General features: G+C 67.5%; 21 protein-coding genes and 3 tRNA genes. 7 read left to right on the top strand and 17 right to left on the bottom strand.

The window, feature by feature from the left end; translation table 11 throughout:
- Window positions 1-30: 30 nt before the first annotated feature.
- Window positions 31-1,239 carry a CaiB/BaiF CoA transferase family protein gene (locus HNP55_RS07340; RefSeq protein ID WP_184297714.1) on the top strand — a complete coding sequence of 403 codons (1,209 nt, stop codon included), beginning with the start codon at window positions 31-33 and terminating at the stop codon, window positions 1,237-1,239.
- Here the strand turns inward: HNP55_RS07340 and HNP55_RS07335 are convergent.
- The 6 genes from HNP55_RS07335 to HNP55_RS07310 all read right to left on the bottom strand — a co-directional run bounded on the left by HNP55_RS07335 (window position 1,236) and on the right by HNP55_RS07310 (window position 8,461).
- Window positions 1,236-2,342 carry a TonB family protein gene (locus HNP55_RS07335; protein WP_184297712.1) on the bottom strand — a complete coding sequence of 369 codons (1,107 nt, stop codon included), beginning with the start codon at window positions 2,340-2,342 and terminating at the stop codon, window positions 1,236-1,238. The genes HNP55_RS07340 and HNP55_RS07335 overlap by 4 nt on opposite strands.
- A 263-nt stretch (window positions 2,343-2,605) precedes the next feature.
- A complete protein-coding gene (locus HNP55_RS07330) occupies window positions 2,606-3,196 on the bottom strand; it encodes a biliverdin-producing heme oxygenase (protein WP_184297710.1) in 591 nt (196 codons plus the stop codon).
- 69 nt (window positions 3,197-3,265) lie between these two features.
- Window positions 3,266-6,253, bottom strand: coding sequence for a TonB-dependent receptor (locus tag HNP55_RS07325; protein WP_184297708.1), 2,988 nt, complete (start codon window positions 6,251-6,253; stop codon window positions 3,266-3,268).
- 164 nt (window positions 6,254-6,417) lie between these two features.
- On the bottom strand, window positions 6,418-7,413 hold the full coding sequence (locus HNP55_RS07320) for a DUF4880 domain-containing protein (protein WP_184297706.1): 996 nt from the start codon (window positions 7,411-7,413) through the stop codon (window positions 6,418-6,420).
- Complete coding sequence (locus HNP55_RS07315) at window positions 7,410-7,928, bottom strand: sigma-70 family RNA polymerase sigma factor (protein ID WP_184297703.1); 519 nt, start codon at window positions 7,926-7,928, stop codon at window positions 7,410-7,412. Before HNP55_RS07315 ends, HNP55_RS07320 begins: the two co-directional genes overlap by 4 nt.
- Before the next feature lie 65 nt (window positions 7,929-7,993).
- Window positions 7,994-8,461, bottom strand: a complete 468-nt coding sequence (locus HNP55_RS07310; protein WP_184297701.1) for an alpha/beta fold hydrolase — start codon at window positions 8,459-8,461, stop codon at window positions 7,994-7,996.
- A 261-nt stretch (window positions 8,462-8,722) separates the two neighbouring features.
- On the opposite strand from HNP55_RS07310, the gene HNP55_RS07305 reads away from it, so the two are divergent.
- Both HNP55_RS07305 and HNP55_RS07300 read left to right on the top strand, forming a co-directional pair.
- Window positions 8,723-9,169 carry a VOC family protein gene (locus tag HNP55_RS07305; RefSeq protein ID WP_184297699.1) on the top strand — a complete coding sequence of 149 codons (447 nt, stop codon included), beginning with the start codon at window positions 8,723-8,725 and terminating at the stop codon, window positions 9,167-9,169.
- Between the two features lie 48 nt (window positions 9,170-9,217).
- Entirely contained in the window at window positions 9,218-11,137 is a 1,920-nt protein-coding gene (locus HNP55_RS07300) for a sensor histidine kinase (RefSeq protein WP_184297697.1), read from the top strand.
- On the opposite strand, the gene pepF is transcribed toward HNP55_RS07300, so the two are convergent.
- Window positions 11,134-13,026 carry an oligoendopeptidase F gene (pepF, locus tag HNP55_RS07295; protein ID WP_184297695.1) on the bottom strand — a complete coding sequence of 631 codons (1,893 nt, stop codon included), beginning with the start codon at window positions 13,024-13,026 and terminating at the stop codon, window positions 11,134-11,136. The two genes, HNP55_RS07300 and pepF, sit on opposite strands and share 4 nt — an antisense overlap.
- 305 nt (window positions 13,027-13,331) lie before the next feature.
- Here pepF and HNP55_RS07290 point away from each other — a divergent pair, with 305 nt between their 5' ends.
- Window positions 13,332-13,883, top strand: a complete 552-nt coding sequence (locus tag HNP55_RS07290) for a thermonuclease family protein (protein WP_246448238.1) — start codon at window positions 13,332-13,334, stop codon at window positions 13,881-13,883.
- Window positions 13,884-13,899: 16 nt separating this feature from the next.
- Here HNP55_RS07290 and HNP55_RS07285 read toward each other — a convergent pair whose 3' ends face one another.
- Window positions 13,900-14,820: a class I SAM-dependent methyltransferase gene (locus tag HNP55_RS07285; RefSeq protein ID WP_184297693.1), complete on the bottom strand. Its 921-nt coding sequence runs from the start codon at window positions 14,818-14,820 to the stop codon at window positions 13,900-13,902.
- 261 nt (window positions 14,821-15,081) lie between these two features.
- On the opposite strand from HNP55_RS07285, the gene HNP55_RS07280 reads away from it, so the two are divergent.
- Window positions 15,082-15,813, top strand: coding sequence for a tRNA-uridine aminocarboxypropyltransferase (locus HNP55_RS07280; protein ID WP_184297691.1), 732 nt, complete (start codon window positions 15,082-15,084; stop codon window positions 15,811-15,813).
- A 60-nt stretch (window positions 15,814-15,873) separates the two neighbouring features.
- Here the strand turns inward: HNP55_RS07280 and HNP55_RS07275 are convergent.
- From HNP55_RS07275 to rsmB, 7 genes are all read right to left on the bottom strand, one after another.
- Window positions 15,874-15,948 (bottom strand) — tRNA-Thr (locus HNP55_RS07275).
- Window positions 15,949-15,952: 4 nt separating this feature from the next.
- Window positions 15,953-16,028 (bottom strand) — tRNA-Gly (locus HNP55_RS07270).
- 90 nt (window positions 16,029-16,118) lie between these two features.
- Window positions 16,119-16,194 (bottom strand) — tRNA-Phe (locus tag HNP55_RS07265).
- 60 nt (window positions 16,195-16,254) lie between these two features.
- Entirely contained in the window at window positions 16,255-16,989 is a 735-nt protein-coding gene (locus HNP55_RS07260; RefSeq protein WP_184297689.1) for a response regulator, read from the bottom strand.
- 11 nt (window positions 16,990-17,000) lie between these two features.
- Window positions 17,001-19,268, bottom strand: a complete 2,268-nt coding sequence (locus HNP55_RS07255) for a sensor histidine kinase (RefSeq protein ID WP_184297687.1) — start codon at window positions 19,266-19,268, stop codon at window positions 17,001-17,003.
- Window positions 19,269-19,271: 3 nt separating this feature from the next.
- Window positions 19,272-19,865 carry a DUF4390 domain-containing protein gene (locus HNP55_RS07250; RefSeq protein ID WP_184297686.1) on the bottom strand — a complete coding sequence of 198 codons (594 nt, stop codon included), beginning with the start codon at window positions 19,863-19,865 and terminating at the stop codon, window positions 19,272-19,274.
- Between the two features lie 90 nt (window positions 19,866-19,955).
- A complete protein-coding gene (gene rsmB / locus HNP55_RS07245; protein WP_184297684.1) occupies window positions 19,956-21,314 on the bottom strand; it encodes a 16S rRNA (cytosine(967)-C(5))-methyltransferase RsmB in 1,359 nt (452 codons plus the stop codon).
- Window positions 21,315-21,438: 124 nt separating this feature from the next.
- On the opposite strand from rsmB, the gene folE reads away from it, so the two are divergent.
- A complete protein-coding gene (gene folE, locus HNP55_RS07240) occupies window positions 21,439-22,167 on the top strand; it encodes a GTP cyclohydrolase I (protein WP_184297682.1) in 729 nt (242 codons plus the stop codon).
- An 18-nt stretch (window positions 22,168-22,185) separates the two neighbouring features.
- Window positions 22,186-22,608 carry a BLUF domain-containing protein gene (locus HNP55_RS07235; RefSeq protein WP_184297680.1) on the top strand — a complete coding sequence of 141 codons (423 nt, stop codon included), beginning with the start codon at window positions 22,186-22,188 and terminating at the stop codon, window positions 22,606-22,608.
- A gap of 6 nt (window positions 22,609-22,614) precedes the next feature.
- On the opposite strand, the gene HNP55_RS07230 is transcribed toward HNP55_RS07235, so the two are convergent.
- Together HNP55_RS07230 and queC are read right to left on the bottom strand one after the other, a co-directional pair.
- On the bottom strand, window positions 22,615-23,160 hold the full coding sequence (locus HNP55_RS07230; protein WP_184297678.1) for a LemA family protein: 546 nt from the start codon (window positions 23,158-23,160) through the stop codon (window positions 22,615-22,617).
- Window positions 23,157-23,894 (bottom strand): 7-cyano-7-deazaguanine synthase QueC, encoded by a 738-nt coding sequence (queC, locus tag HNP55_RS07225; RefSeq protein ID WP_184297676.1) that lies wholly within the window; start codon window positions 23,892-23,894, stop codon window positions 23,157-23,159. Before queC ends, HNP55_RS07230 begins: the two co-directional genes overlap by 4 nt.
- Window positions 23,895-23,926: the final 32 nt, after the last annotated feature.

Genomic DNA, 23,926 nt, shown 5'->3' with positions numbered 1-23,926 from the left:
ATCCATGCTCTCCCGAGCCGGCAGTCTCGCATGAACCCAGCAGCCCCAGCCCAAACCTCCGCCACACCCTCCCTGCCCCTGGCGGGCCTGCGCGTGATCGAGTTCACCCATATGGTCATGGGGCCCACCTGCGGCATGGTGCTGGCCGATCTGGGCGCCGAGGTGATCAAGATCGAGCCGCTGACGGGCGACAACACCCGCCGCCTGCTGGGCGCAGGCACGGGCTTTTACCCGCTGTTCAACCGCAACAAGAAGAGCCTGGCCCTGGACATCAAGAACCCACGTGGCCTGGAAATAACGCTCAAGCTGCTGGCCAGCGCCGATGTGTTCAGCGAGAACTTCAAGAGTGGCAGCATGGAGGCCCTGGGCCTGGGCTACGCGGCCTTGAGCGGCCTCAACCCCCGCCTGATTTACGTCTCGCACAAAGGCTTTCTGCCCGGCCCCTACGAGCACCGCACGGCCCTGGACGAGGTGGTGCAGATGATGGGCGGCCTGGCCTATATGACGGGCCGGCCGGGCGATCCGCTGCGCGCGGGCAGCAGCGTCAACGACATCATGGGTGGCATGTTCGGCGCCATCGGCGTGCTGGCCGCCTTGCAGCAGCGTCACAGCACGGGGCGGGGCCAGCAGGTGCAGGCTGCCCTGTTCGAGAACAATGTCTTTCTGGTGGCCCAGCACATGATGCAGTACGCCATCAGCGGCCAAGCCGCCGCGCCCATGCCGAATCGCATCTCGCCCTGGGGTGTTTACGACGTGTTCAAGGTGGCGGACGGGGAGCAGATTTTTCTGGCCGTGGTCAGCGACACGCAGTGGCAGCTGTTCTGCCAGGCCTTTGGCTTCGCCGACCTGGCGGCCGACCCCCGCGTGGCCGATAACCAGCAGCGCGTGCGCGCCCGCGACTGGCTGATTCCGACGCTGCGCGAGCGCCTGGGACCGCGCTCGCTGACCGACATCACGTCCATCTTCGAGGCCCAGGGCCTGCCCTTCGCCCCCATCACCCGGCCCGAGCAATTGATGGACGACCCCCATCTGCTGGCCACCGGCGGCCTGGCGCCCATGACCCTGCCCGATGGCCGCGCCAGCCGCGTGCCCCTGCTGCCGCTGAGCCTGGACGGCGAGCGCCTGCCCCTGCGCCTAGACGCACCCCGGCTGGGCGAGCACAGCGAAAGCTTGCTGCAGGAGCTGGGCTACACGGCGGACGAGATCGCCGGGCTGCGCGCCGAGGGTGTGATCAGTTAGGAGATAAAGAACTCCACCGGCACCAGCAGTTCCAGCTCTTGCGGCAAATCGGCGGGGATGGGTGGCAGGGGTTGGGCGCGGCGCACGGTGGCCAGGGCGGCCTGGTCCAATTCGCCATGGCCGCTGCTGCGCTGCAGGCGGGCGGACAAGACGCGGCCCTGGCGATCCACCCGCAGCTGCACATGGGCCACGCCCTGCTCGCGGCGCGCGCGGGCGCCGGGCGGGTAGCTGCGGAAGTTCTCCAGCCGGGCCAGCACCCGGGCCTGCCAGCTCTCGCTGTGCAAGCCCCCGGCCTGGGCTGCGGGCGGCAGGGCCGGCGCGGGCGGTGCGGCCGCCAGCGAGGCCTGGCTGTGGGCGGGCGTGGCCGGGGCCGCCGCAATCAAGGGCAGCTCAGCACTGGGCGCGGCCACGCTCAGCAGCTCGGCCTCCGGCCGGGGCAGCGGCGCCGGCATCACCTCAGCATCCAGCGTCTTCAGCGCGCGCGGCGGGGCCTCGTTTTGCGGCCGTGCGCGGCTGGGCTCAGGGGCGCGGCGCAGCTCCACCGGCTGGGGTGGTGCCGCGGCCGGCAGCAGCCGCGCCTGCAGCAGCACCGGTTGCACCGGCGCAGCCGCCGGTGTGGCAACGGCCAGGATTTGCTGCAACAGCGCCGCCCCCAGCAGGCCATGCACCAACAGACTGGCGAGCAGGCCCCAGCGGCCGGGCTTGGCGGCCTCGGCGTGCACACCGGGCACGGGCCGCGGCCGCGGACGGCTCAGCAGATAGACGGCGCAGCCCAGCATCGGCAAGGCCACCGCGCTGCCCAGCAGCCAGCCGGGCTGCACGCGCGCGAAGAACAACGCCAGGCCCAGCGCGATGCCAAAGCCGGCAAAGAACTTGGCGCGGCCCGAGATGGCGCCCTGCTCGCGCCAATTGCGCAAAGTGGGGCCAAAACGGGGGTGGGCCAGCAGGCGCGCCTCCCAATGCGGCGCGGCGGTGCCGAAGCAGGCAGCGGCCGCGATCAGGAACACGGTGGTGGGCAGCAGGGGCAGCAAGGCCCCCAACAAGGCCAGGCCCAGGCAAAGCCAACCCAGCATGAGCCACGCCAGACGCTTGCTCATCATCATGTCAGTTGTCCATGGTGTTAGCACACCCCCCGCGACGCATGAAAGTGTATTCGGGCCGAGCGCCGGGCCGCCATTGGCCAGAGGCCAATGGCCTTCCGTAGGCACAAGCAGTCCGCAGGGACTGCTTGTGTCCGACTCCAGCCCGCCAAGCCGGCCCGACTGAGACTGCTTGCGGCTCAATGCCGCAAGCGGTCTGGTCCCCTCGGGGGACCGACCAGGCTCGCCCGCGTTCAGCGGGGCGAGATTGGGCGAGGGGCTCACTTTCATGCCAGCAGCATGTCCACATGGTGGTGTACGCGCTCGAAGGCGGCGCGAGCACCGGCGGCCATCGAGTCCTGGTCGGCGGCCGTCAGCGGCTGGGCGTCCAGCATGTCGGTGAAGCCGCGCCAGTGGCGCAACCGGCCCTCGGGATGGCCGGCCAGATGGCGAGCACCGCGGCGCTCGTCCAGCCCCAGATTGGCGGCGGCCTTGAACAGCAGGGCGGCGCCGAGATTGGAGCCCTCGGCCACGTAGAACCAGCCCAGAGCCTCGGGCAGCGTGGCTTGCTGGGCCTGCAGCGCGGGCGGCTGGGCGCCCGGGGCGGGCGGAGCGAGGTTCAGATCGGCCAGATCCCGCTCGATCTCGCGCAGGCGCTGACGCTCCCACAGATCGGGCAGGAGCAGGGCCAGATCGGCGCGCTCGAACAAGGCGGCGATGTCGGTGTGGAAGCGCCACTGCATCTGCAGGAAGCGGCCGTAATTGGCCAGCTCGGCAAAGGGCTGGGCGCGCATGATGCGATGGTCCAGCCGCTCGTGGGTGCTGTGGCTGGCGGCCTTCAAGGCCTGGCTGTGACTCAAGGGGGTGGTGGGAACCATGGTGTTAGAAAGCAAGGAGGGAAAGAAAGGCCCCCGGCCGAGGCCGGGGGCCAAGAGCTCAAACAACGCTCAGAAGCGCGCGCTGAAATCGACGCGCAGGGTGCGGCCCGGTGCCGGCATGGGCGACAGCGCCAGCGGATCGAGGTAGTAGCGGTCCGCCGCGTTGTCCAGCGCCAGGTTCAGCTCGGCCTGTTTGCTCAGCTTGTAGCTGCCGAACAAGTCCACGGTCAGCGTCGCCGGGTAGTACTGCTGCTGGGTGGTGTAGGCATAGCTGTGCCATTTCTCGTTCAGGCGGTGCAGGGGCGCGCTATTGCGCACTACCCGCGTGCCCAGGTTCAGGCGCTGGTCCAGCAGGCGCAGGCCCAGCGTGGTGTTAACGCTAAACTTGGGCGGGTTCTGGGTGTTGGCATAGCTGCCGCCGAAACCACCGTCCACGCAATCGGGCGCGTTCTTGATGGCGCCCCACTCCAGATTGCGCAGGGCCGCCGCCGAAGGGGCATCGCAGGTGCGGGCACGGTCGTAATAAGTGCCCGAGATCTCGGCGTAGAAGTCGCCGCGGTCGTAAGCACTTTGCAACTCCCAGCCGGCGGTCTCGAAACGCTCCATATTGCTCATGGTGAAGGCGTAGGTCTCGGGGTTGGAGCTGCGGGTGATGTAGTCGCGCACCCGGTTGTCGAAGCGCGCCAGCTTCAGCGACAGCCTGTCCTGCGCGCTCAGCAGCGCGCGCTGGCTCATGCTGGCACCCAGCTCCCAGCTGCGGTTGTGCTCGGGGCGCAGATGGGGATTGGGTGTGATGAAGTGATTGCCCCGGGTGGCCTCGAACACGCTGGGCATCTTGTAGCCCTCGGCATAGCGGGCGTAGAGCAGGCTGTCCGGGCTGGGCCGGTAGCTGGCGCTGAAGCTGGGCGCGAACTTGGCGGTCTTGCGCTGCAGCGGCTCGCCAAAACGCCAGGCGCTGGGGAGTTCGTCCATGAAAGCGCCATCGTTCTTCCACAGATTCCAGCCGTCGAAGCCCAGCTTGTCCACATTGCCCAAGCGGTGCGGACTGGCGCGCAGCGAGGCCTCGGTGAACTCGCCCTTGGCATCCGGGTGCCAGACCACATGCTCCAGCATCTTGCCGTTCTTGGTGACGGTGACGTTGCGGCGCGGCACCTTGGTGGTGGCGGTGATACGAGCTTCGCGGTTGCGGTCGGTCACCTCGTACTGGATCCAGCGGCCGCCGGCCAGCAGGCTCAAGGCCTCGATGGGCTTCCACTCCAGCGAGCCCACCAGGCTGGCCTCCTTGCGTACGGCCGAGCGCACATAGCGGTTACGGATCTGGTCGCCCAAGACCACCGGGCTGGCGCTGCCGGGGCCGGTGCTCTCATGGGTGTAGCTGAGGCCGTAACTGGCCGCCAGCGATTGCTGGCCGCCGAAGAAGAACTGCGAGCTGTTGCCGATCTGGGCGCCCCAGCGCTGGCCGCGCACATTGGAGCGCAGGGCGGTGGTATAGCCCTCGCCCTGCGGGTCGCCACCGGCACTATTGGGCAGGTCGGAACCCAGCGGGTTCGTGCCCACCACGCCGTTGAACATGGTGCTGTCGCTGCGCGTGTACCAGAGCCGGCTCTTCAGATCGATCAGCGACTGGCCGGCCGGCTGCCAACGGTGCTGGGCACTCAGGGCGCTGAGCTTCATGCGGCCGGGCTCGAACTGCTGCATGGTGTTCTCGGGATCGACGTAAGTCGTCCATTGGGTGGAGGCCGGTGTGCGCACCATGGCCGATGGCATGACCTCGCCATATTCCGCATCCAGATGGCGCAGGCCCAGCTCCAGCGTCTGGTCAGTATTGGGGCGCCAGGTGCTTTTGAGCAGCAGGGACTGGCTGGCGCTGTGGGTGTTCAGCACCTCCTCGCCGGCACGGTAATGCTCCAGCACCTTGTCGGGCGTGACGATCGGGCCGCGCCATCCCGACTTGGTGCTGGTGTAGCGCTCCACGCCCTCCTTGCCGGCGAAGTAATTGCCCTGGCGGCGCTTGACGTAGGCGGCCACGAGATCCAGCTTCTCGCTGCGCTGGGCCCAGGCGACCGAGCCAAAGTAGCTGGCCGGCGCATGCACGCCCTCGGGCCGGCTGCGGTTGAAGACCTTGAAGCCGGGCTGCTCGCGCACGCTGCTGCTGGCCAGGCCGCCGCGCAGGCGCCAGCCGCTGTCCTGGCCGGCGCTCAGCACATCGCCCACCCCCAGGGTCTGCATGCTGACCACACCGCCGATGGCGCCGGCCCCGTCCAGGCTCAGGCCCGGGCCTTTCTCCACGGTGACGCTGCCGATCAGGTCGGGGTCCAGATAGCTGCGCTGCTGCTGGCCGGCATAGCCGCGGTAGACGTCCAGCGATTGCTGGCTGCCATCCACCACCACGGCCACCCGGCCCTGGCCTTGCAGGCCGCGGATATTGACGTCCAGCGAGTGGCCGTTGCGCACATCGCCCAGCTGCACGCCGGCCACGCCCTTGAGCATGTCGCCCGGCGAGGTGCCACGGAAGCGCTCCAGCGTCTCGCGTGAGATATGCACCGAGGAGCCCGCCTCGCGGTAGGGCGCCAGCGCGGCCTCTTGCTCGCTCGCATGCAGGGCCAGGCCGGCGGAACCGGCGGCGCCCTGCACCCGCAGCGGCGCCAGTTGCAAAGCGCCCTTGCCGGCCTGGGGCGCGGGCACCAGGGCCAGCGCGCCCTGGGGCGTGCGCTGGGCCACCAGGCCGGTGCCGGCCAGCAAGGCCTGCAAGCCCTCGTCGGGGCCATAGCTGCCGCGCAGGCCAGGGCTTTGGCGCTGGGCGGTCAGGCGCGCGTCCACCGAGATCAAGAGGCCGCTGGCGGCGCCGAAGCGGCTCAGCGCCTCGGCCAGCGGGCCGGCCGCAATTTCATAGGCGCGGGCGGCCTGCTGCTGGGCGCCCGGCTGGGCCCAGGCGGCGGCCGCCAGCAAGGGCAGGCTGGCCAAGGCCAGACGCAGGCTGGTTTGCAGCACATTGCGCCGCAAGGCGGCCGGGCGCATGGCGCGGCCCGCCGAAGAATCGGTGACAAAGGTTTTCATGGCAAAAAAGGTGATGAGACGGCCGCGCAAAAGGTGGCGGCTGGGGTCTCGGGGCGGGACAAAGGGCTGGGGGAGACGAAGGCGCTTGCGCTTCGTTCTGCCTGGCGTTCAAGGTCCAGGCCAGCCGAGCCGGCAAAAAGGGAAGCGCCCTGAAAAAATATTTTTCAGGCGCGGGCGCGCAGCCGGGTCCAGCCCGGCAAGGGGCGGCTGATTTGCAGGGGCAAGGTCTCCGCCAGGGCCTGCAGCGTGCGCTCGACATCCTGGGTCGGGAAGCTGCCGACCAGGCGCAGCGAGGCCAGGGCGGGCTCGCAGTCCAGCCAGCCGCGGCGGTAGCGCGAGAGCTCGGCCAGGAAGTCGTCCAGGCGCATGTTCTCGGCCACCAGCAGGCGGCGGCTCCAGGCCTCGTGCAGGGCCAGGGCGCGGCCCTCGGCCAATTCGCCACCGGGCCGCAGCTGCAGGCTCTGGCCGGCGCCGACCCGGCGCGGCGGGCCATCGCCCCGATGCGGTGCTAACTCGACCCGCCCCTGGTAAACGCTCAGCAGGCCGCCCTCGCGACGGCCCAGCTCGCGCCAGGCCAAGCGGCTGGGGCCATCGCCGAGCACGCGCAGCTGGGCCAGGCCGGTGTCCAGCAGCAGGGGGCGGGGCAGCAGTTGGCGGTCGGCCTCGGCCTGCAAGAGCAGCTCGCCCTCCAGCAGGCGGATCTGGCGCTGCTGCGGGCCAAAAGCCAGGTCGGCGCGGCTGGCGGTGTTGAGCCAGAGCCGGCTGCCATCGGCCAGGGTCCACTGCCCCGTCTGGCCATGGGCGGTCTGCAGCGCGGCCTGCGGCGCCAGCGCCTGCCAACCCAGCACGCCCACGCCCATCACCCCCAGCAGGCCGGCACCACCGCGTTTGAGCAGTTGGCGGCGCGCGCGCAGGCGGCCGGCGGCCTGCTCCAGCGCCTGCTGGGCCAGCGCGGGAGGCAAGGCGTCAAAGCCGCCCCAGACCGCCTCCACCTCGCGCCAGGCCTGGGCATGGCGGGGCGAGCTGGCATGCCAGGCCGACCAGCGCGAGCGCTCGCCCGCATCGGCGGCCGGGTCCTGCAGGCGGGCAAACCAGTCGGCCGCCTGGGCCAGCACCTCGGGCGGCAGGGCCTGGGGCGGCTCGGCCTTCATGCCCTTCATGCCGCATCACCGCGCAGGCGCAGGCAGTGCAGCATGGCTTGCGCCATATAGTTCTTGACCATGCGCTCGGAGACACCCAGCTCGGCCGCGATCTCGGCATAGCCCAGGCCGTCCAGCCTGGCCAGCAAAAACGCCCGGCGTGGGCGCTCGGCCAGACCGTCCAGCATGGCCTGCACGGCCAGCAACAACTCCAGGGTCTGGGCCTGCTCCTCGGCCGAGGGGTGCAGGGCCGGCGGCTGGACGGCCAAGGCCTGCAGATAGGCCGCCTCCAGATCCTGGCGCTGCCAATGATTGACCAGCAGGCCGTGCGCAATGGTGCTGAGATAGGCACGCGGCGCACGCAGCGTCTCCGGCAGCTCGACGCCCGGCCGCAGCAGACGCATAAAAGTGTCCTGCGCCAGATCGGCGGCGGTCTCTGGCTGGTTCAGGCGCCGATGCAACCAGCCCAACAACCAGGCATGGTGCTGGCGATACAGCTGGACTAGCGTGGACTCGCTCACAATCGAAACAGGCATGGGTACTACGCAAATAAGAATTATTCGCATTATCTCATGCCGACCACCCCGGCTCTGCCGAGCGCTTACTTCAAGCCCATGAAGGCGTGGATGGACTGCTGGACCAGGGCGAGGTCATCCCACATCAGGAAGTGGTAGCCGGCCGGGCTGAGCTTGAGCTGGGCCGCCAGCATCAGCGCCAGCGTGCCGCCCAGGCTGTGGCCCATCACCGTCACCCGCCTGGGTGCTTGCGCCTTCAGCACGGCCTGCAATTGCTCGCGCATGACGTCCAGGTATCGCGCCTGCTGCGGGCCTGCTGCCGCGCCGGCAAAACCCGGCAACTGGGCGATCAGGCATTGCACCTGGGGCTGCAAGGCCGCACAGGTTTCGTCCCAGACCGCGGCCGAGCTGCTGAGGCCGGGAATCATCAGGACGGGCTGGCCACTGCCGCGCGCGGTGATGGCGATCTGGCCGGGCTCGGCAGCGGCCTGGGCCGGCGCGCTCAGCACCACCACGGCGCTCAGAATCACGAATTTGAAGGTCTTGGAAAGCATGCTGGGGCTCCGATGAGGGGTGTCAGTGTCTGCAGTCTCGATGGCCCCGACCGCCCGGCCGAGCCCCAGGCGACGGATGGACAGCCGGGCCGATGAATCGCCAGCCGAGATGGTGGCGCGCTAAGCCAGGGTTTTGTGAGTTTTGAGGCGAAGCGCGCCTGCACCGGGATGAACGGGGCAGCAAAACCTCGGCCAACACCGAGCGGCCGGGAGCTGGCCAGGCGCGACAATCAAGCACTCCCCTTTCCGAAAAGAGTCCCCATGAAATACCTGCACACCATGGTTCGCGTCCATGACTTGGACGCCTCGATGAAGTTCTACCGCGATGCCCTGGGTCTGCTGGAGGTGCGCCGCAATGAGTACGAGGCCGGCCGCTTCACCCTGGTCTATCTGGCCGCCCCCGGCAACGAGGACGGCCCCTACCAGCCCCAGGTCGAGCTGACCTATAACTGGCCCGATGCCGAGGGCAATTCCGAGGCCTATACCGGCGGCCGCAACTTCGGCCATCTGGCCTTCGCCGTGCCCGACATCTACGCCGCCTGCCAGCGCCTGGCCGAGCATGGCGTGACCGTGCTGCGCCCGCCGCGCGATGGCCGCATGGCTTTTGTGCGCTCGCCCGATGGCATCTCGGTGGAGCTGCTGCAAGACGGCGCCGCCCTGGCCCCGGCCGAGCCCTGGGCCTCGATGGCGAACACAGGCAACTGGTAGGCGCAGCTTGCCGCAAAGCGCTGGCAAGCGCCCCGTCGAGGAGGCGATATGGAACTCAGCCTAGCCCTGAACCCTGACACGCTGGCGGCGCTGTGGGCGCGGGTGGACCATGAGGCCACCTTGTTGCTGACGCTGCCGCCCATGCGTCTGCCCGAGCCGGACGAGTTGCAAACGCCCGCCGCGATGGAGTACCAGTTGCTGCGGGCCGTGATGATGACCGCGCTCTGGATGTCCGACGATGCGCCGGCACTGCTGCAGCGCTTGCTGCCGCAGCAGGACTTGCTCGCCTCACCCGACCGGCGGGCCGAATTGCACTATCTGCTTTGCATCTGGCTGCTCAACCAGGACCGCAATGACGAGGCGGCGGACCATATTGCGGCGCTGGCCCTGATCCACCACAAAAGCCCGAGCAGCTTCAACGAAGCCTGCCTCTGCCTGACCCAGGCCAGGCTGGAATTCATTCGTGGCGAGGTGGAACAGGCACAGCTGCATGCCGACCGTGGTCTCGCCTGCCTGGAGCAGGCCGGCGTGCATCGCTACGTTCCCAATGTCTGCACCACCTTGTATCGCCTGGCGGAGCATGACGGCCGCTATGCCGACAGCCGCCACAGCATGCAATATGCCGTCGCCGCGGCCCGCCAGGCCGGCAACCCGGTCACGACCTGCAACGCGCTGACGGGTCTGGTCGAATGCCTGACTCGCGACGATGAACTCACGGCGGCCCAGCAAGCCGTGGACGAGGCCTATGGCTTGCTGGAGCAGTTGGCGCCGCTGCCAGGGGATGCCGCTCGAATACTGGCGGCCGAGATCATGGCGGCCGACGCCTTTCTCAAAGAAAAGCAGGCGCAGGCCGAGGAGGGCATGCGCCTGTTGGGCGCCTCCGCCAGGGTCTATATCGACTCGGTCAAACGCCGTCACCAGGCGGCCCGCCGCCTGCAGCAGCTGTCGGACATGCAGATCCGCGCCGGCCATTTGCTACCGGCCCGCGAAAGCCTGCGCGAGGCCTACGAGCTGAAGCTGCAGGAGATCCAGGGCATCCACAGCCTTTCCCTGGAGGTCAAGATCGAGCGCCTGCAGCGCCAGCATGCGGAAGCGGCTGCCGAGCAGGCCCGTACCCATGCCAGCGTGCTGGAGCGCAGCAATATGGCCTTGCAGGAGTCGCTGGCCCTGCAGCGCGAGATGCAGCAGGAGCTGATCGAACAAAGCCGTCTGGGTTCGCTAGGCGCCATGCTGGCCGGCATGGCGCATGAGATGAACACGCCGCTGGGCAATGCCTTGACGACGCTGGGCGCGGTGGTGCAGTTGCCCAAGGCCTTGAACGAACAGATGGCCCGCGGCCAGCTGACCAGAAGCCTGCTGACCCAAACGCTGGAAACCATCATTGCTAACGGCGAATTAGCGCTGCGCAATCTGCAGCGCATGGCTGCGCTGATGGCGGATTACAGCTCGCTGGAACTGCCGCTACCGGCCGCCGCGCCCCAGCCCGTGCCCCTGGCCACGGCCATCGTCCCGGCCTGGGAAGAAGCCCTGGGCCAACGCCCAGACATCCACTTGCGGCTGGAAGAGAGCCTGCCGCTGCAGGTGCAGAAAAACGCGTTCGACCAGATCCTGGTCCAGCTATTCAGCAATATCGCCCGCCATGCCTACCCGCCGGGAACCGGCGGCAGCGTGCACCTGAGCAGCGGCGAAAAAGACGGCCGGGGCTGGCTGCGGGTGGATGACCAGGGACCGGGCATCCCGGAGGCCTTGCTCCCGCATGTGTTCGACCCCTATGTGTCCAGCACCTTCGGCCAGGGCCGCAACGGCCTGGGGCTGTTCCAGGCCCAGGCCGTGGCCTGGCGCCAGCTCAAGGGCCGCCTCATGGTGCGCAATCTGGACGGCGGCGGCTGCCGCTTCGAGCTGCAATGGCTGCTGCCGCCCCGCCATGAGGCTGCCTTGAATCCAGACGCCGATGTCAATAAAGGTTAGCGACCGGCGTTCAGGGCCTCCAGCTTGTCCATCGTGGCGTTCATGCGGCGCATCAGGGCACGGTAGGGCTCGGGTGAGGCCAGGTCCAGGCCGGCGGCACGGGTCAGAGGATAGGCGTCGGCCGAGCTGCCGGCCTTGAGCATGGCGAAGAACTTGTCGCGCAGAGCCGTATCGCCCTTGACTATGCCCTCGGCGAAGAAGGCGGCCGCGCTGACGCAGGTGGCGTACTGGTAGACGTAGAAGTCGTTGTAGAAGTGGGGGATGTAGGCCCACTCGATGCCGTAGAGATCGTCGATCTTGACCACGCCCTGGGCATCGCCGTGATAGCGTTTGAGCAGGTCCAGATAGATCTTGCTCAGCGACTCGCCAGTGACGGGCTCGCCCTTTTCCACCGCCTCATGCGCCTTCAGCTCGAACTCGGCAAACATGGCCTGGCGGAAGAAGGTGCCGCGGATGTTTTCCAGCTCCTGGCTGAGGGCGAAGATCTTCTCCTCGCGGGTGGCGGCCTTCTCGACCATATAGTCCACCAGGAATAACTCATTAGCCGTGGAGGGAATCTCGGCGATGAAGGTCGAGTAGTCGGCGGTCTCAAAAGGCTGGGCGGCGTTGGACAGCACCGAGTGCATGGCATGGCCCCACTCATGCGCCAGCGTGGACACGCTGTTGTACTCGCCGTTGAAGCTCATCAAGAGGTAGGGGTGGACGTCGTAGGCGGCCGGGTTCATATAAGCGCCCGAACGCTTGCCGCGCTGCGGCACCGAGTGCATCCAGCCGCCCTTGAAGGCCTCGGCCAGCTTCGCCGTGTAGTCCTGGCCCAGGGGCCCCAGCGAAGCCAGCGTCAGCTGCTCGGCCTCGGCCAGCGTGTACTTGCGCGTGGCCTTGGCCAGGGGCACGTAGACGTCCTGGTAGCCGGCGCTCTTCAGCCCCAGCATCTGGCTGCGCAGCTTGAAATAGCGATGCAAGGTGGGCAGGCCGGCATTGGCCTCCTGCACCAGGGTCTGGTAGACGGCATTGGGGATGTTGTCGCCGGCCTGGGCCATGGCCACGCTGGAGGCATAGCCGCGGGCACGCGCCTGGAACACATTGCCACGCAAGCTGGCGGCGTAGACGGCGCCCAGGGTGCGCTCATAGGCCTTGTAAACGGGCCAGAAGGCCTTGAACACCTGCTCGCGCACCTTGGGGTCCGGGTCGGCGCGGAAAGCCACGTATTGCTCCTGGTCCAGCGTGACCGTCTTGCCGCCGATCTTGACGCTGGGCCAGGGCAGATCGGCATTGGTCAGCAGGCCGTAAATGCTTTGCGGCTGCTGCAGCGCCTCGGCGGCGCCGGCCATCAAGGCCTCTTCCTTCAGCGAGAGGGTGTGCTTGGCCAGACGCAGAATCGTCGTCAGGCCCTGCTTGTGCCTGGCCAGGCGCGGCTCGGCGGCCACAAAGCCCTGCACCTTCTCAGGCCCCATGGCCGCCACCTCGGCGTTGACGAAGGACACGGCCTCGCCAAACTGGTTATAGGCCGACAAGGCCTGCTGATTGCGGGCCTGGTTCGCGGTGATCTGGGTGTTCTCATCCGCCTTCAGGCTGGAATAGGTGATCAGGCGGCCCAGGCGGCGGCGCACGCTGGAGATGGCGTCCAGGCCCTCGGCCAGGCTGGCGGCGCTGGCACCCAGCTTGCCCTGCAAGGCCTTGAGCTTGGGCAGCTCGGCCTGGATGGCCAGACGCTCGCTCTCCCAGGCGGCATCGCTGGCGTACAGGGGCGCCAAGTCCCACACGGCCTGGCCGACCGCCGTGGCGCTGGTCTCCGTCTTGGCGGTGGCGGCCGGGGCCGCCAGGGCCGGGGCAGCAGCGGTAGAGAGCAGCGACAAAGCGGCTGCCAAAGCAATCACGGTGAGTTTCATGAGGGGCTGAGCTTGTTGGAGCGGGCTTGTGGCCCGCCCTGGGTTGCAGGGGCTGCGGGCGCATCCGTCGCCGGGCTTGGGGGCAGGCGCCGCGCGCTGACCGGCATTGTGCCGCCATCCGCAAAGCCGCTCCCGTGCCAAAGGTCAAGGCCTTGCAGCCCCGGCGCAAGGCTTGTTGGCAGCGAGGAGCTCGCCGCCGCGCTGGCGTGCGCTCAACAAACTTTTGACGCCGCCCGCGCGGCGGGCAATGGGATGATGGCGTCCGCTCAAATCAAGAGCTAGAACTAGAACCAAGGATTCCTCTCTTGTCCCTGCTGCCGCGCCTTGCACTGACCCTCACTGCTTTCTTCAGCCTCTTCTCTTCACTCCCCCGCCTGCGCGCACCGCTGTGCGCGCTGCTCTTGTCCCTGCTGGCCCTCGCCCCCGCCTGGGCCGAGATGCTGCACGGCCGGGTGGTCGGCGTGGCCGACGGCGACACCATCACCGTGCTCGATGCCGACAAGGCCCAGCACAAGATCCGCCTGGCCGGCATCGATGCGCCGGAGAAGAAACAGCCCTATGGCCAGAGCTCAAAAAAGCGCCTCTCCGATCTGGTCTACGGCCAGCCGGTGGCGGTGGAATGGCAAAAGCGCGACCGCTACGGCCGCATCATCGGCAAGGTCTGGCGCGGTGACACCGATATCTGCCTGAGCCAGCTGCAAAGCGGCATGGCCTGGCACTACAAGCAGTACAACAAGGATCTGCCCCTGGCCGATCGCCTCAGCTACGCCCAGGCCGAGCAGGCCGCCCGCAGTGGCGGCGCCGGCCTGTGGCAGGAGAGCAGCCCGGTGGCCCCCTGGGACTTCCGGCGCAAATAGGCCGCGCGGATCTTGCTCAGTCGGCTGCCTTGTAGACCAGCACCTTGAGCGAGCGCTCTTCCGACACATCGGCAAACACCGCCGGATTGGCGACGCGGGCGACAAAGCTCAGCTCGGGCGCCAGCTCGCGCATCTGGTCCTGTAAAAAAGCCGTGTCCAGCTTGGGCGTGTTGAGGCAGAGCATGGCATGGCCGCCGGGTGCCAGCAGGCCGGGCAGGCGGCGCATCAGGCGGGCGTAGTCCTTGCTCGCGACAAAGCTGCCTTTCTGATAGCTGGGCGGGTCCAGCACGATCAGGTCGAAAGGCCCGCTGCGCCCGATCTTGCCCCAGGAGTTGAAGATGTCGTGGGCCAGAAAGCTGGCGCCCTGGGTCAGGCCGTTGAGCTGATGGTTTTTGCGGCCTATGCTCAGGGCGCCGGCACTCATGTCCACATTGACCACCTGCTGCGCACCGGCCCGCAAGGCCACGACCGAGAAGGCGCAGGTGTAGGCAAAGAGATTGAGCACCCGCAGGCCCGGCCGCCCCGCCAAATACTCGCTGACCCAGCGCCGGCCCGCGGCCATGTCCAGAAACAGGCCATGGTTCTGACCCTTCAGCACATGCACCTGGTAGAGGCTGCCGGCCTCGCTGACGAGATGCGGCTCGGGCACGCTGCCGCTCATCAAGCGGGTCTCGGCCTGACCCTCGGCCCGGCATTGATAGACCCAGCTGAGCGCCTGCCCCGGCGCCAGCTGTGCCCAGCGCTGGGCCAGGGCCTCGCCCACGGCCTGCAAGGCTGCGGCCTCCAGAGGCTCGAAACTGGTCAGCAGCAGCAGGGGCGGATAGGCTTCGAGCGCGAGCTGTTCGCAGCCCGGGAACAGGCCACCACGGCCGTGGAAGATGCGGCAGGCATCGGTGGGCAGGTCCATCGTCGCGATGGTGTTCAACAAGGCTTGCATAAATGGACGAGCGTCGGGCGGGCATTTGCGTGCGGGGGCGCTAGTGTGCCTGCCTTCCGGGCCTTTTCGTCTGGCTGCGCCGACTAAGGCAACGCTGAATAAGTCCCCATGATGCGGCGCGCCTCGATTCGGGATGGCCAACAAGGCGCAAGCCGCAGCCATAGCCCCAGCTATGGCGAGGATTTGCAACGCAGTTGGACGCCCGAAGCGAGGATGCGCAGCGCACGAGGGACTTGTTCAGCGTTGCCCTAAACTGCCGCCATGCCCCACGCCGTATCCCGCCTGCGCAGCGCCCGCATGGCGCTAGACACCAGACCCAAGCTGGACCGCGGCGATGCACGCAAGCCGCGCTGCCCCGGCTGCCGCCTCGGCCCGGGCTATTGCATGTGTGCGCTGCGGCCGCGTTTGCAGACCCGCGTCGGCGTCTGCCTGATCATGGCCGAGTTCGAAGCGCTCAAGCCCAGCAACACCGGCTGGCTGATCGCCGACGTGCTGCCGGACACGGCCGCCTTCGGCTGGGCCCGCAGCACGGTCGACCCCGCCCTGCTGGCCATGCTTGGCGATCCGCAATGGCAGCCTTTTGTGGTCTTCCCGGGCGAGTTTGCCGAGCCCGAACGGGTCGTGAACACCTTGCCGGCCTGCGCCACCGATACGGCCGCTCGCCGCCCCTTGCTGGTGATGCTGGACGGCACCTGGGCCGAGGCCCGCAAGATGTTCCGCAAAAGCCCATATCTGAGCACCTTGCCGGTGCTGAGCCTGCAGCCCGAGCAGTTATCGCGTTATCGCCTGCGCCGCCATATCCGCGACAACCATTTCTGCACCGCCGAAGTCGCGGCCCTGTGCCTGGAACTGGCCGGCGAGACCCATGCCGCCCAGACCCTGGACGCCTATCTCGACGTCTTCACCCATCGCTATCTGCAGGCCAAGCAGACGCTGCCGGTGGATGAGGGGAATGCGGCGCACCGGACGCTGCGTGAGCTGAGCCGGTGCTAGAAACAAAAAAGGCCTGACTCCGATGAGTCAAGCCTTTTGCTGTTTTGTGCCCTGAGTCCATGGTGCCCATGGGCAGGATCGAACTGCCGACCTCTCCCTTACCAAGGGAGTGCTCTACCACTGAGCCACATGGGCAATTTGGAGCGGGATAAGAGACTCGAACTCTCGACCTATACCTTGGCAAGGTATCGCTCTACCAACTGAGCTAATCCCGCATTGTTCATCCTGGCGAGGGGCTCTTGCCGAGCCCGCGGCCAAGAGCTTGGCCGCCCAACAAACCCGCTGCGAACGGATTTGACGATGTTTGGTGGCCTGGGGCGGAATCGAACCACCGACACGCGGATTTTCAATCCGCTGCTCTACCAACTGAGCTACCAGGCCATCTTTCTTTTTTCTTCGCTGCAACTCAGCGAAGACCGCAACTATAGCACCGTTTTTCGGTCAAAGTCCAGTGCCGCGTTTATTTCTACTCAAATCGACACCGAGTTGCTTGAGCTTGCGGTACAGATGGGTGCGCTCCAGCCCGGTTTTCTCGGCCACGCGGGTCATCGAGCCGTTCTCTTTGGCGAGGTGGAATTCGAAATAACTTTTCTCGAAGGCATCGCGCGCTTCACGCAGCGGGCGGTCCAGTTCAAAGCTTTGCTCGGAGGCCAGGCCCAGCTGCGGCAGCATGGGCTGCGCCATCAAGGCCGAGCCGTGGTTGACGGGCAGGGCCGGCTGGTACTGCACCGCGCCCCCCAGGCCACCGACCTCGCTGCGGCCGCCGCCGTAGCTGAGCGGCGCGCCCAAGGGCGCCGGCGCCGGGCGCGGCGCGGTCTTGACCAGGGCTTGCTCGACCGCACGCAGCAGTTTCTGCAAGGTGATGGGTTTTTCGAGGAAGGCGATGGCGCCGACCTTGGTGGCCTCGACCGCCGTGTCAATGGTGCCGTGGCCGCTCATCATGATGACGGGCATGGTCAGCAGGCCGGCTCCGCCCCACTCCTTCAAGAGGGTGACGCCGTCGACATCGGGCATCCAGATGTCCAGCAAGACGAGGTCGGGGCGCAAGCGCTCGCGCACGGCGCGGGCCTGCGCTGCGTTCTCAGCCAGTTCAATCGTGTGACCCTCATCGCTGAGGATTTCGGACAAGAGGGCGCGAATGCCCAGTTCGTCGTCGACTACAAGAATTGTTGCCATGGATACCTAGTTCACTCTTGCTTATGGGCAGTGCCCACTTCGGCCGCTGCAGTCGCGAGTTTTGAAAATGATAACGAAACTTGTGCACCTATCACGGCCGCCGCCTCGTCCCCCCCCGAATGGAGGTTAGCCAGACGGATGCGGGCGCCGTGTTCATCGGCAATCTTCTTCACCACGGCCAGGCCCAGGCCGGTGCCCTTGCTCTTGGTCGTGACATAGGGCTCGAAGGCGCGTTTGAGCACCTTCTCGGCAAAACCGGGGCCGTTGTCGCTGATCAGCAGACGCAGGGCGCGCGGCTCGCCGCTATCGGTAAAGGCTTGCTGGGTGCGCACCACCACCTGGCCATCGGGGTGGTCCTGCACGGCGTCGAGCGCATTCTGTACCAAGTTGTGTATGACTTGCCGCAACTGGCTGGCGTCGCCCTTGATCTGGACCAAGTCCGGCGCCAATTCCGCATGCAGATGGCCGGCATCCTGGGCCTCGGCATAGAGGCTCAGCACCTCGGCCACCAGGCCGTTGAGGTCCAGGTCCTTCAGATTGGCCGAGGGCAGGCGGGCGTAGTCGCGGAACTCGTTGACCAGCTGCTTCATCGACTGCACCTGGTTGACGATGGTGGCCACCGAGCGCACCAGCATGGCTTGGTCGGCACCCTCCAGCTTGGTTTCTAGCTTGTGCTGCAGGCGTTCGGCCGAGAGCTGGATGGGGGTCAGCGGGTTCTTGATCTCATGCGCCAGGCGCCGGGCGACTTCGCTCCAGGCGGCCGAGCGCTGCGCAGACACCACTTCTGAAATATCGTCAAACACCATCAGGCGGGCATCGTGCGGCAACTGGGCGCCGCGCACAAGAAGGGTTAGTACGTCCTGGCCCGCCTCCAGCTGCAGCTCGAAGGCGTCCTGCCAATGGTCGCGCTCCCCCACCTCGGGGTTGGACTGCTCGAAGCGCTGCCAGACGGCCTGGGCAAAGGCCTGCAGCTGGGGCACTTCGTCCAGGCGGCGGCCGCGGTAGGCCGACAGCGGCAGGCGCAGGATGCGGGTGGCGCCGGGGTTGACGGTGTCGATGTTCTGCTGCGCGTCGAACACGATGACGCCGGCCGTCAGATTGTCCAGAATGGTCTGCAGATTGGTGCGCGCACTCTCCAGCTGGGCCACGCTGCGCTCCACCATGCCACGCGCATCGGAGAGCTGCTCGGTCATATCGGCAAAGCTGCGCGTCAGGCCGCTGAGCTCGTCGCGCGAGGCCAGCACCGGCTTGCGGCTCAGATCGCCCTGGGCCACCTGGCGCACGCCCTCGGCCAGCAGCAGCAGGGGCCGCGCCAGCTGATTGCCCAGGGTCATGGCCAGCAAAAAGGCGGTGAACACCGCCAGCACCAGGGCCAGGGTCAGGGTGCCCAGATACATGCGGCGCAGGCCGCCGCGCTCCAGATTGCGCTGCTGGTACTCGCTGCTGGCGGCCTGCACCGCCAGCGCATTGCGCAAGACATGGGTGGGGATGCGGCGCACCACCATCAGGAAACGGTCGCCGCCGCTGCTCTCGCCCAGGCGCAGGTCGGCGCTGGGCAGCAGGGCCAGGGCACGGATTTGCGCCCGCCCTTGCAGGGCGGTGGATTCGTCCTCCAGGCCCTCGATTTCGCTCATCACCTTGTTGGCACGGGCCTGGCGCAGCATGGTGTCGCTAGGCCTATCGGGGGTGAGCAGGCTGGCGTCGCCGCCGGCCGACAGCAGGATCTGCCCGTTGCCGCCCACCAGGGCCACGGTGCGCAGGCCCAGTTGCTCACGCAGCCGGTCCAGGGCCAGGGGCTGGGGCACGACGGCGTCGCCGGCCGCCAGGCGCTCGGCGGCGTCGCGGGTCTTGCCGGCCAGATCGCTGCGCAAATCGTCCAGGGTGCCGCGACCCAGGGTCAGGCCGGACTCCAGCGCGCTGGCCAGACGCACATCGAACCAGCTGTCTATGCTCTGGTTGACGAATTGATAGGAAACGCCGTAGATCAGCAGGCCCGGCACCACCCCCACCAGGGCAAAGATGCCGGCCAGTTTCAGCAGCAGGCGGCTGCCGAACTTGCCGCGCCGCACCCGCAGCAAGAGCCGTATGGCGGCTGCGGTGATGACCAGCAGCAGCACGGTGGCCACCACCGCATTGACCCAGAACAGCCAGACCGACTGCCGCTCCAGAAAGCCGCGCTGCGAGGTGGCGCTGATGGACAGCAGGAAGGCGAGTACGCCGCACACCCCCATCACGGCCACCATGGAAACCAACCACGCCCAGCGCGCCGCTTTGCTCATCGATCAGGAACCGTTGCGAATGCTGAAGTCGGGGTTGAGCTGGAATGTGCGCTCCACATTCATCGTCCAGCCCTGGGGCGCGCCCAGACCGATTTGCATGGGCTTGGGCAGTTGGCTGGTGTCCAGGCGATAACTGAACTCCAGGTAGTAGCGGCCATCGTCCTCGATGTCCTTGAGATCAGCGACATGCCAGCTGGACACCCCGCGCAGCGAGCTCAAGGCCTCGGACAGCGTGGCATAGCTGCGGCTCAGGCCCTCGTTGCTGACGCGGAACTGCCGGGTCAGCGACTTCCACTCCAGCCGCCAGCTGCGCGAGCTGCGGGCGGCCCGCACATCACGCCAGTACCAGCGGTTGCGGTAGACGCTGACGTCCGCCGCAAAATAAACCGGCACCCCCTTCATCAAGGCGTCTTCCACCGCAGGCGAGAGGCTGAAGCGGGTGCTGAAGCTGAGCTCCAGCCCGTCTTCCGCCTTGGCCGCGCTGACCTGGGCCAGCTCAACCCCCTGCGCCCGGGCCGCCGGCAACAGGGCCAGCCACATCGCCAAGCCCAGCAGCAAGGCCAGACAGCCCTGCCGCCAAAGACTGTTGACAGTCATTGGCCGGCATGGCGCGTTGGCAGAGGCGTGGCGTGGCGAGTTCAAGTGCAGTGAATGGGCAATGGCAGCAGGAAGGGACCGGGCCAGCGTTCAGGTCTTGGCCAGCAGGGCGTAGTAAAAACCGTCCAGCACGGCCGGCCCCGGCGCCGCCTCGCCGCCATTGTCGGCCAGGGGCAATAGATGGCCGGACAAGCCGCTCACTTCTATCAATTTGGCATCGGTCTGCCGTTGCAAAAATGCATCGATCTGCTGCTGCCCCTCGGTCTTGAAAACCGAGCAGGTGGCATAGAGCAGGCGGCCACCGGGCTTGAGCGTGGGCCACAAGGCATGCAGCAACTCGGCCTGAATCTGGGCCAGCTGGGCAATATCGCTGTCGCGGCGCAGCCAGCGCACATCCGGGTGGCGGCGCACGATGCCGGAGGCACTGCAGGGCGCGTCCAGCAAGATCGCGTCAAAGCGCTCGCCATTCCACCAGCCCGCGGTCTGGCGGGCATCGGCCGCCTGCACGCGGGCGCGCAAGCGCAGGCGGGCGAGGTTGTCCTGCACCCGGCTCAGGCGGCGGGCATCGCTGTCCAGGGCGGTCAGATCAAAATCGCCCAGCTCCAGGATATGGGCCGTCTTGCCGCCGGGCGCCGAGCAGGCATCCAGCACGCGGGCATGCTCGGGCAGGCGGGGCAGCTCGCCCTGGGCCTGCACCAGCAACGGGCCGGCCAGCTGGGCCGCCACGTCCTGCACCGAGACCTCGCCCTGAGCAAAGCCCGGCAAGGCGGTGACCGGCACGGCGCGTTCCAGCACCACCGCCTGCGGCGCCCAATCGCCCAGGGCACGGGCCGCAATGCCTTGCTGGGCCAGGCGCTGCACATAGGCTGCCGCGCTGCCCTGGCGGGCATGGACGCGCAAGCTCATCGGCGGATGCTGGTTGTTGGCGGCCAGGATGTCCTGCCACTGCTCGGGCCAGTCTTGCTGCAGGCGCTCTATCCACCAGGCCGGATGGTTGTAACGGGCCACCGGGTCGGCCTGCACCGCGGCCACGATGGCCTCGCGCTCGCGCAAGAAACGGCGCAGCACCGCGTTGACGAAGCCGGCGCTGGCCGGCAAGCGCTTGCGCACGGCGCTGACCGTCTGGTCCACCACCGTGTGGGCATCGTAGGGTGCGGCCTCGGCCGGCCACAGCAGGGCCAGGGCGCTGAGCAGCAGGCCTTCGACCTTGGGCGGCGGCGGCTTGGGCGCCAGCAAGACGCGTGCGCCCTCCGCACTCGCCAAGAGGCGCAGCACATAAAAGCTGAGGGACTGGGTGGCGGGCCGCAGCTCGGCCGGGCAACGCGCCAGCAAGTCGGTCAGGGAGCGCCCGCCGCGCACGGCCTGCACGGCGTCGGCCACCTGCGCGATCAGGCGCTGCAGAGGGGCGGACTGGGCGGAAGAGCTGGGGGAAGAGGATGATGAAGACACGGGCTCAGTGTAGGCGAGAGCCTCTGCCCGGCCGGGCCAAGCGCCCCTGCCAGGCACGGGCTTCTCAATCCAGACACAATGCCGGACGCAAAGAGAACCTCCAGAAAATAGCGAGAACCCCCTTATGACCGGCGCCCTCACCCCTTCCAAGCCCTTGTCACTCAGCCAGGATGAGCTGGCCGCCCTGCCCGCCTCGGAGCGGGTGCGCTATCGGCTGGTCAGCGCCGAGTGCCGCCACCATGCCAATGACAATATCTCCGCCTTCATCGAGGCGGGCGAGCTGGAGGAGCTGCAGGCCGAGGTGCAGGCCAAGATGCAAGAGGTCTTGCGCGCCCTGGTGATAGACACCGAGAGCGACCACAACACCCAGGACACCGCCAAGCGCGTGGCCAAGATGTTTGTGCAGGAGGTCTTCAAGGGCCGCTACACCGCCGCGCCCGCGGTGACCGAGTTCCCCAACGTCACCCGCCTGAACGAGCTGATGATCGTCGGCCCCATCACCGTGCGCAGCGCCTGCTCCCACCACCTCTGCCCCATCATGGGCCGGATCTGGATAGGCCTGCTGCCTAACGAGCATTCCAATCTGATCGGACTGTCCAAGTACGCGCGCATCTGCGACTGGATCATGAGCCGCCCGCAGATCCAGGAAGAGGCCGTCACCATGCTGGCCAATGAGTTGCAGGAGCGGGTCCAGCCCGATGGCCTGGGCGTGGTGATGGAGGCCGACCATTTCTGCATGCATTGGCGCGGCGTCAAGGACACCGAGACGAAAATGATCAATAGTGTGATGCGCGGCGCCTTCCTGAAGGATGCCAATCTGCGCCGCGAGTTCCTGTCCCTGGTGAAGAACTGACCCCGGAGCCCAAATCCCATGCTAGTCCGCCTCCTCTACGCCAGCCGCGCCACCGCCCCGATGGACGAGGCCACGCTGGCCGCCATCCTCAAGCAGTCGCGCGAGCACAATCTCGCGGAAGGCGTCACCGGCCTGCTCTGTTATGCCGACGGCATCTTCATCCAGTTGCTGGAGGGCGGGCGCGACGCCGTCAACGCGCGCTACAAGGCCATCGTCGCCGATCCGCGCCATCGCGACGCCATCCTGCTCAGCTACGAGGAGATGAGCGAGCGCCAGTTCGCCGGCTGGTCCATGGGCAGCGTCAACCTGCAGCGTCTCAACCCCGGCCTGGTGCTGAAGTACTCGGAAACCGGCCGCCTGGACCCCTACCGCATGAGCGGCAAGTCACTGCTGGCGCTCTTCCATGAGCTGGTCAGCTCCGGGGCCATCGTCTGCAGCTGAGCTCGCCTACAGCGAGCGCGCCTCGCCAAAGCCGTACAAGCTCGCCAGCACCCGGGTCGGGAACTGGCCGACGGCATGGTTGTAGACGCCCACGGCCTGGTTGAAGACCTGGCGGGCAAAGGAGCGCTGGCGTTCGACCAGCTTCAGCTCATCCATCAAGGCATACAGCTCGCTGTGTTCGCGCAGCTCGGCATGATGGTCCAGCATGGACATCACCCGGGTCAGCGCCGCGGCGTGCACCGCATGGGCCACGGCCAGGCTGGCCACCGGGTCGCCGGAACAAGGCCGGGCCCGCACGGCCTGGGCCAGCGTTTGCGACTCGGCCTGGGCCGCCTCCAGCGCCGCGAACGTGGCCTGCTCATTCGGCAGCAAGGGGCGCAGCAGATCCAGCAGCTTGTTGCAGAGCTGGGCGCGCTCGTTCAGATGCGTGTCCAGCTGCGCAAAAGCGCTGGCGATGGCATTGCGCAAACTCATCACCCGGTTGTAAGCGCCAATGCCCCAGAACAGCAGCAGGGCCGCCAGGCCCCAAGCAAACCAGGCCAAGCCGCTCATACCTGCCCCGCCTTGAATTCGGCGTAACCGCGCGCGCGCAGCTCGCAGGCCGGGCAGCTGCCGCAGCCATAGCCCCAGGCATGGCGCTGCGTACGCTCGCCCAGATAGCAGGTGTGGCTGTGCTCGATGATCAGCTCGTTCAGGGCCGCGCCGCCCAGGCTCTCGCTCAAGGCCCAGGTCTGGGCCTTGGTCAGGAACATCAGCGGCGTCTCCACCGTCATGGGCGTGTCCAGGCCCAGGCTCAGCGCCACTTGCAGGCTTTTGAGGGTGTTGTCGCGGCAGTCGGGGTAGCCGGAGTAATCGGTCTCACACATGCCGCCCACCAGCACCGAGGCGCCACGGCGGTAGGCCAGGGTGGCGGCAAAGCTCAGGAAGAGCAGATTGCGGCCCGGCACAAAGGTATTGGGCAAGCCATTGGCCTGCATCTCGATGGCGCGCGCCTCGGTCAGCGCGGTGTTGGAGATCTGGCCCAGCAGGCTCAGATCCAGCAGATGGTCCTCACCCAGCTTGGCCGCCCATTGCGGGAAGCGGGCTTGCAGCTCATGCCGCAGGGTCTGGCGGCAGTCCAGCTCGACCCGGTGGCGCTGGCCGTAGTCGAAACCCAGGGTCTCGACCGAGGCAAAACGCTGCAGCGCCCAGGCCAGGCAGGCGGTGGAATCCTGGCCGCCGGAAAACAGCACGAGGGCACGGCGCTGGGAGCTGGCTTGCGGGGGGGCGGTATGGGGGGAGGACATGGCTGACAACAATGAATCGAACAAAAAGGCAA

Source organism: Roseateles oligotrophus, assembly GCF_014204525.1.
GTDB classification, from domain to species: domain Bacteria; phylum Pseudomonadota; class Gammaproteobacteria; order Burkholderiales; family Burkholderiaceae_C; genus Paucibacter_A; species Paucibacter_A oligotrophus_A.
Note: the sequence above shows the minus strand (reverse complement) of the source record. Positions and strands in the feature narration are given on the sequence as shown.

What these genes read in the sequence shown, in the direction of transcription:
- HNP55_RS07340 (WP_184297714.1), top strand. Translation starts at nt 31, where the DNA reads ATGAACCCAGCAGCCCCAGCCCAAACCTCCGCCACACCCTCCCTGCCC.
- HNP55_RS07325 (WP_184297708.1), bottom strand. Translation starts at nt 6,253, where the DNA reads ATGAAAACCTTTGTCACCGATTCTTCGGCGGGCCGCGCCATGCGCCCG.
- HNP55_RS07330 (WP_184297710.1), bottom strand. Translation starts at nt 3,196, where the DNA reads ATGGTTCCCACCACCCCCTTGAGTCACAGCCAGGCCTTGAAGGCCGCC.
- HNP55_RS07280 (WP_184297691.1), top strand. Translation starts at nt 15,082, where the DNA reads ATGCCCCACGCCGTATCCCGCCTGCGCAGCGCCCGCATGGCGCTAGAC.
- HNP55_RS07335 (WP_184297712.1), bottom strand. Translation starts at nt 2,342, where the DNA reads ATGATGATGAGCAAGCGTCTGGCGTGGCTCATGCTGGGTTGGCTTTGC.
- HNP55_RS07305 (WP_184297699.1), top strand. Translation starts at nt 8,723, where the DNA reads ATGAAATACCTGCACACCATGGTTCGCGTCCATGACTTGGACGCCTCG.
- HNP55_RS07250 (WP_184297686.1), bottom strand. Translation starts at nt 19,865, where the DNA reads ATGACTGTCAACAGTCTTTGGCGGCAGGGCTGTCTGGCCTTGCTGCTG.
- HNP55_RS07320 (WP_184297706.1), bottom strand. Translation starts at nt 7,413, where the DNA reads ATGAAGGGCATGAAGGCCGAGCCGCCCCAGGCCCTGCCGCCCGAGGTG.
- HNP55_RS07255 (WP_184297687.1), bottom strand. Translation starts at nt 19,268, where the DNA reads ATGAGCAAAGCGGCGCGCTGGGCGTGGTTGGTTTCCATGGTGGCCGTG.
- queC (WP_184297676.1), bottom strand. Translation starts at nt 23,894, where the DNA reads ATGTCCTCCCCCCATACCGCCCCCCCGCAAGCCAGCTCCCAGCGCCGT.
- HNP55_RS07230 (WP_184297678.1), bottom strand. Translation starts at nt 23,160, where the DNA reads ATGAGCGGCTTGGCCTGGTTTGCTTGGGGCCTGGCGGCCCTGCTGCTG.
- pepF (WP_184297695.1), bottom strand. Translation starts at nt 13,026, where the DNA reads ATGAAACTCACCGTGATTGCTTTGGCAGCCGCTTTGTCGCTGCTCTCT.
- folE (WP_184297682.1), top strand. Translation starts at nt 21,439, where the DNA reads ATGACCGGCGCCCTCACCCCTTCCAAGCCCTTGTCACTCAGCCAGGAT.
- HNP55_RS07300 (WP_184297697.1), top strand. Translation starts at nt 9,218, where the DNA reads ATGGAACTCAGCCTAGCCCTGAACCCTGACACGCTGGCGGCGCTGTGG.
- HNP55_RS07310 (WP_184297701.1), bottom strand. Translation starts at nt 8,461, where the DNA reads ATGCTTTCCAAGACCTTCAAATTCGTGATTCTGAGCGCCGTGGTGGTG.
- HNP55_RS07260 (WP_184297689.1), bottom strand. Translation starts at nt 16,989, where the DNA reads ATGGCAACAATTCTTGTAGTCGACGACGAACTGGGCATTCGCGCCCTC.
- HNP55_RS07315 (WP_184297703.1), bottom strand. Translation starts at nt 7,928, where the DNA reads ATGCCTGTTTCGATTGTGAGCGAGTCCACGCTAGTCCAGCTGTATCGC.
- HNP55_RS07285 (WP_184297693.1), bottom strand. Translation starts at nt 14,820, where the DNA reads ATGCAAGCCTTGTTGAACACCATCGCGACGATGGACCTGCCCACCGAT.
- HNP55_RS07235 (WP_184297680.1), top strand. Translation starts at nt 22,186, where the DNA reads ATGCTAGTCCGCCTCCTCTACGCCAGCCGCGCCACCGCCCCGATGGAC.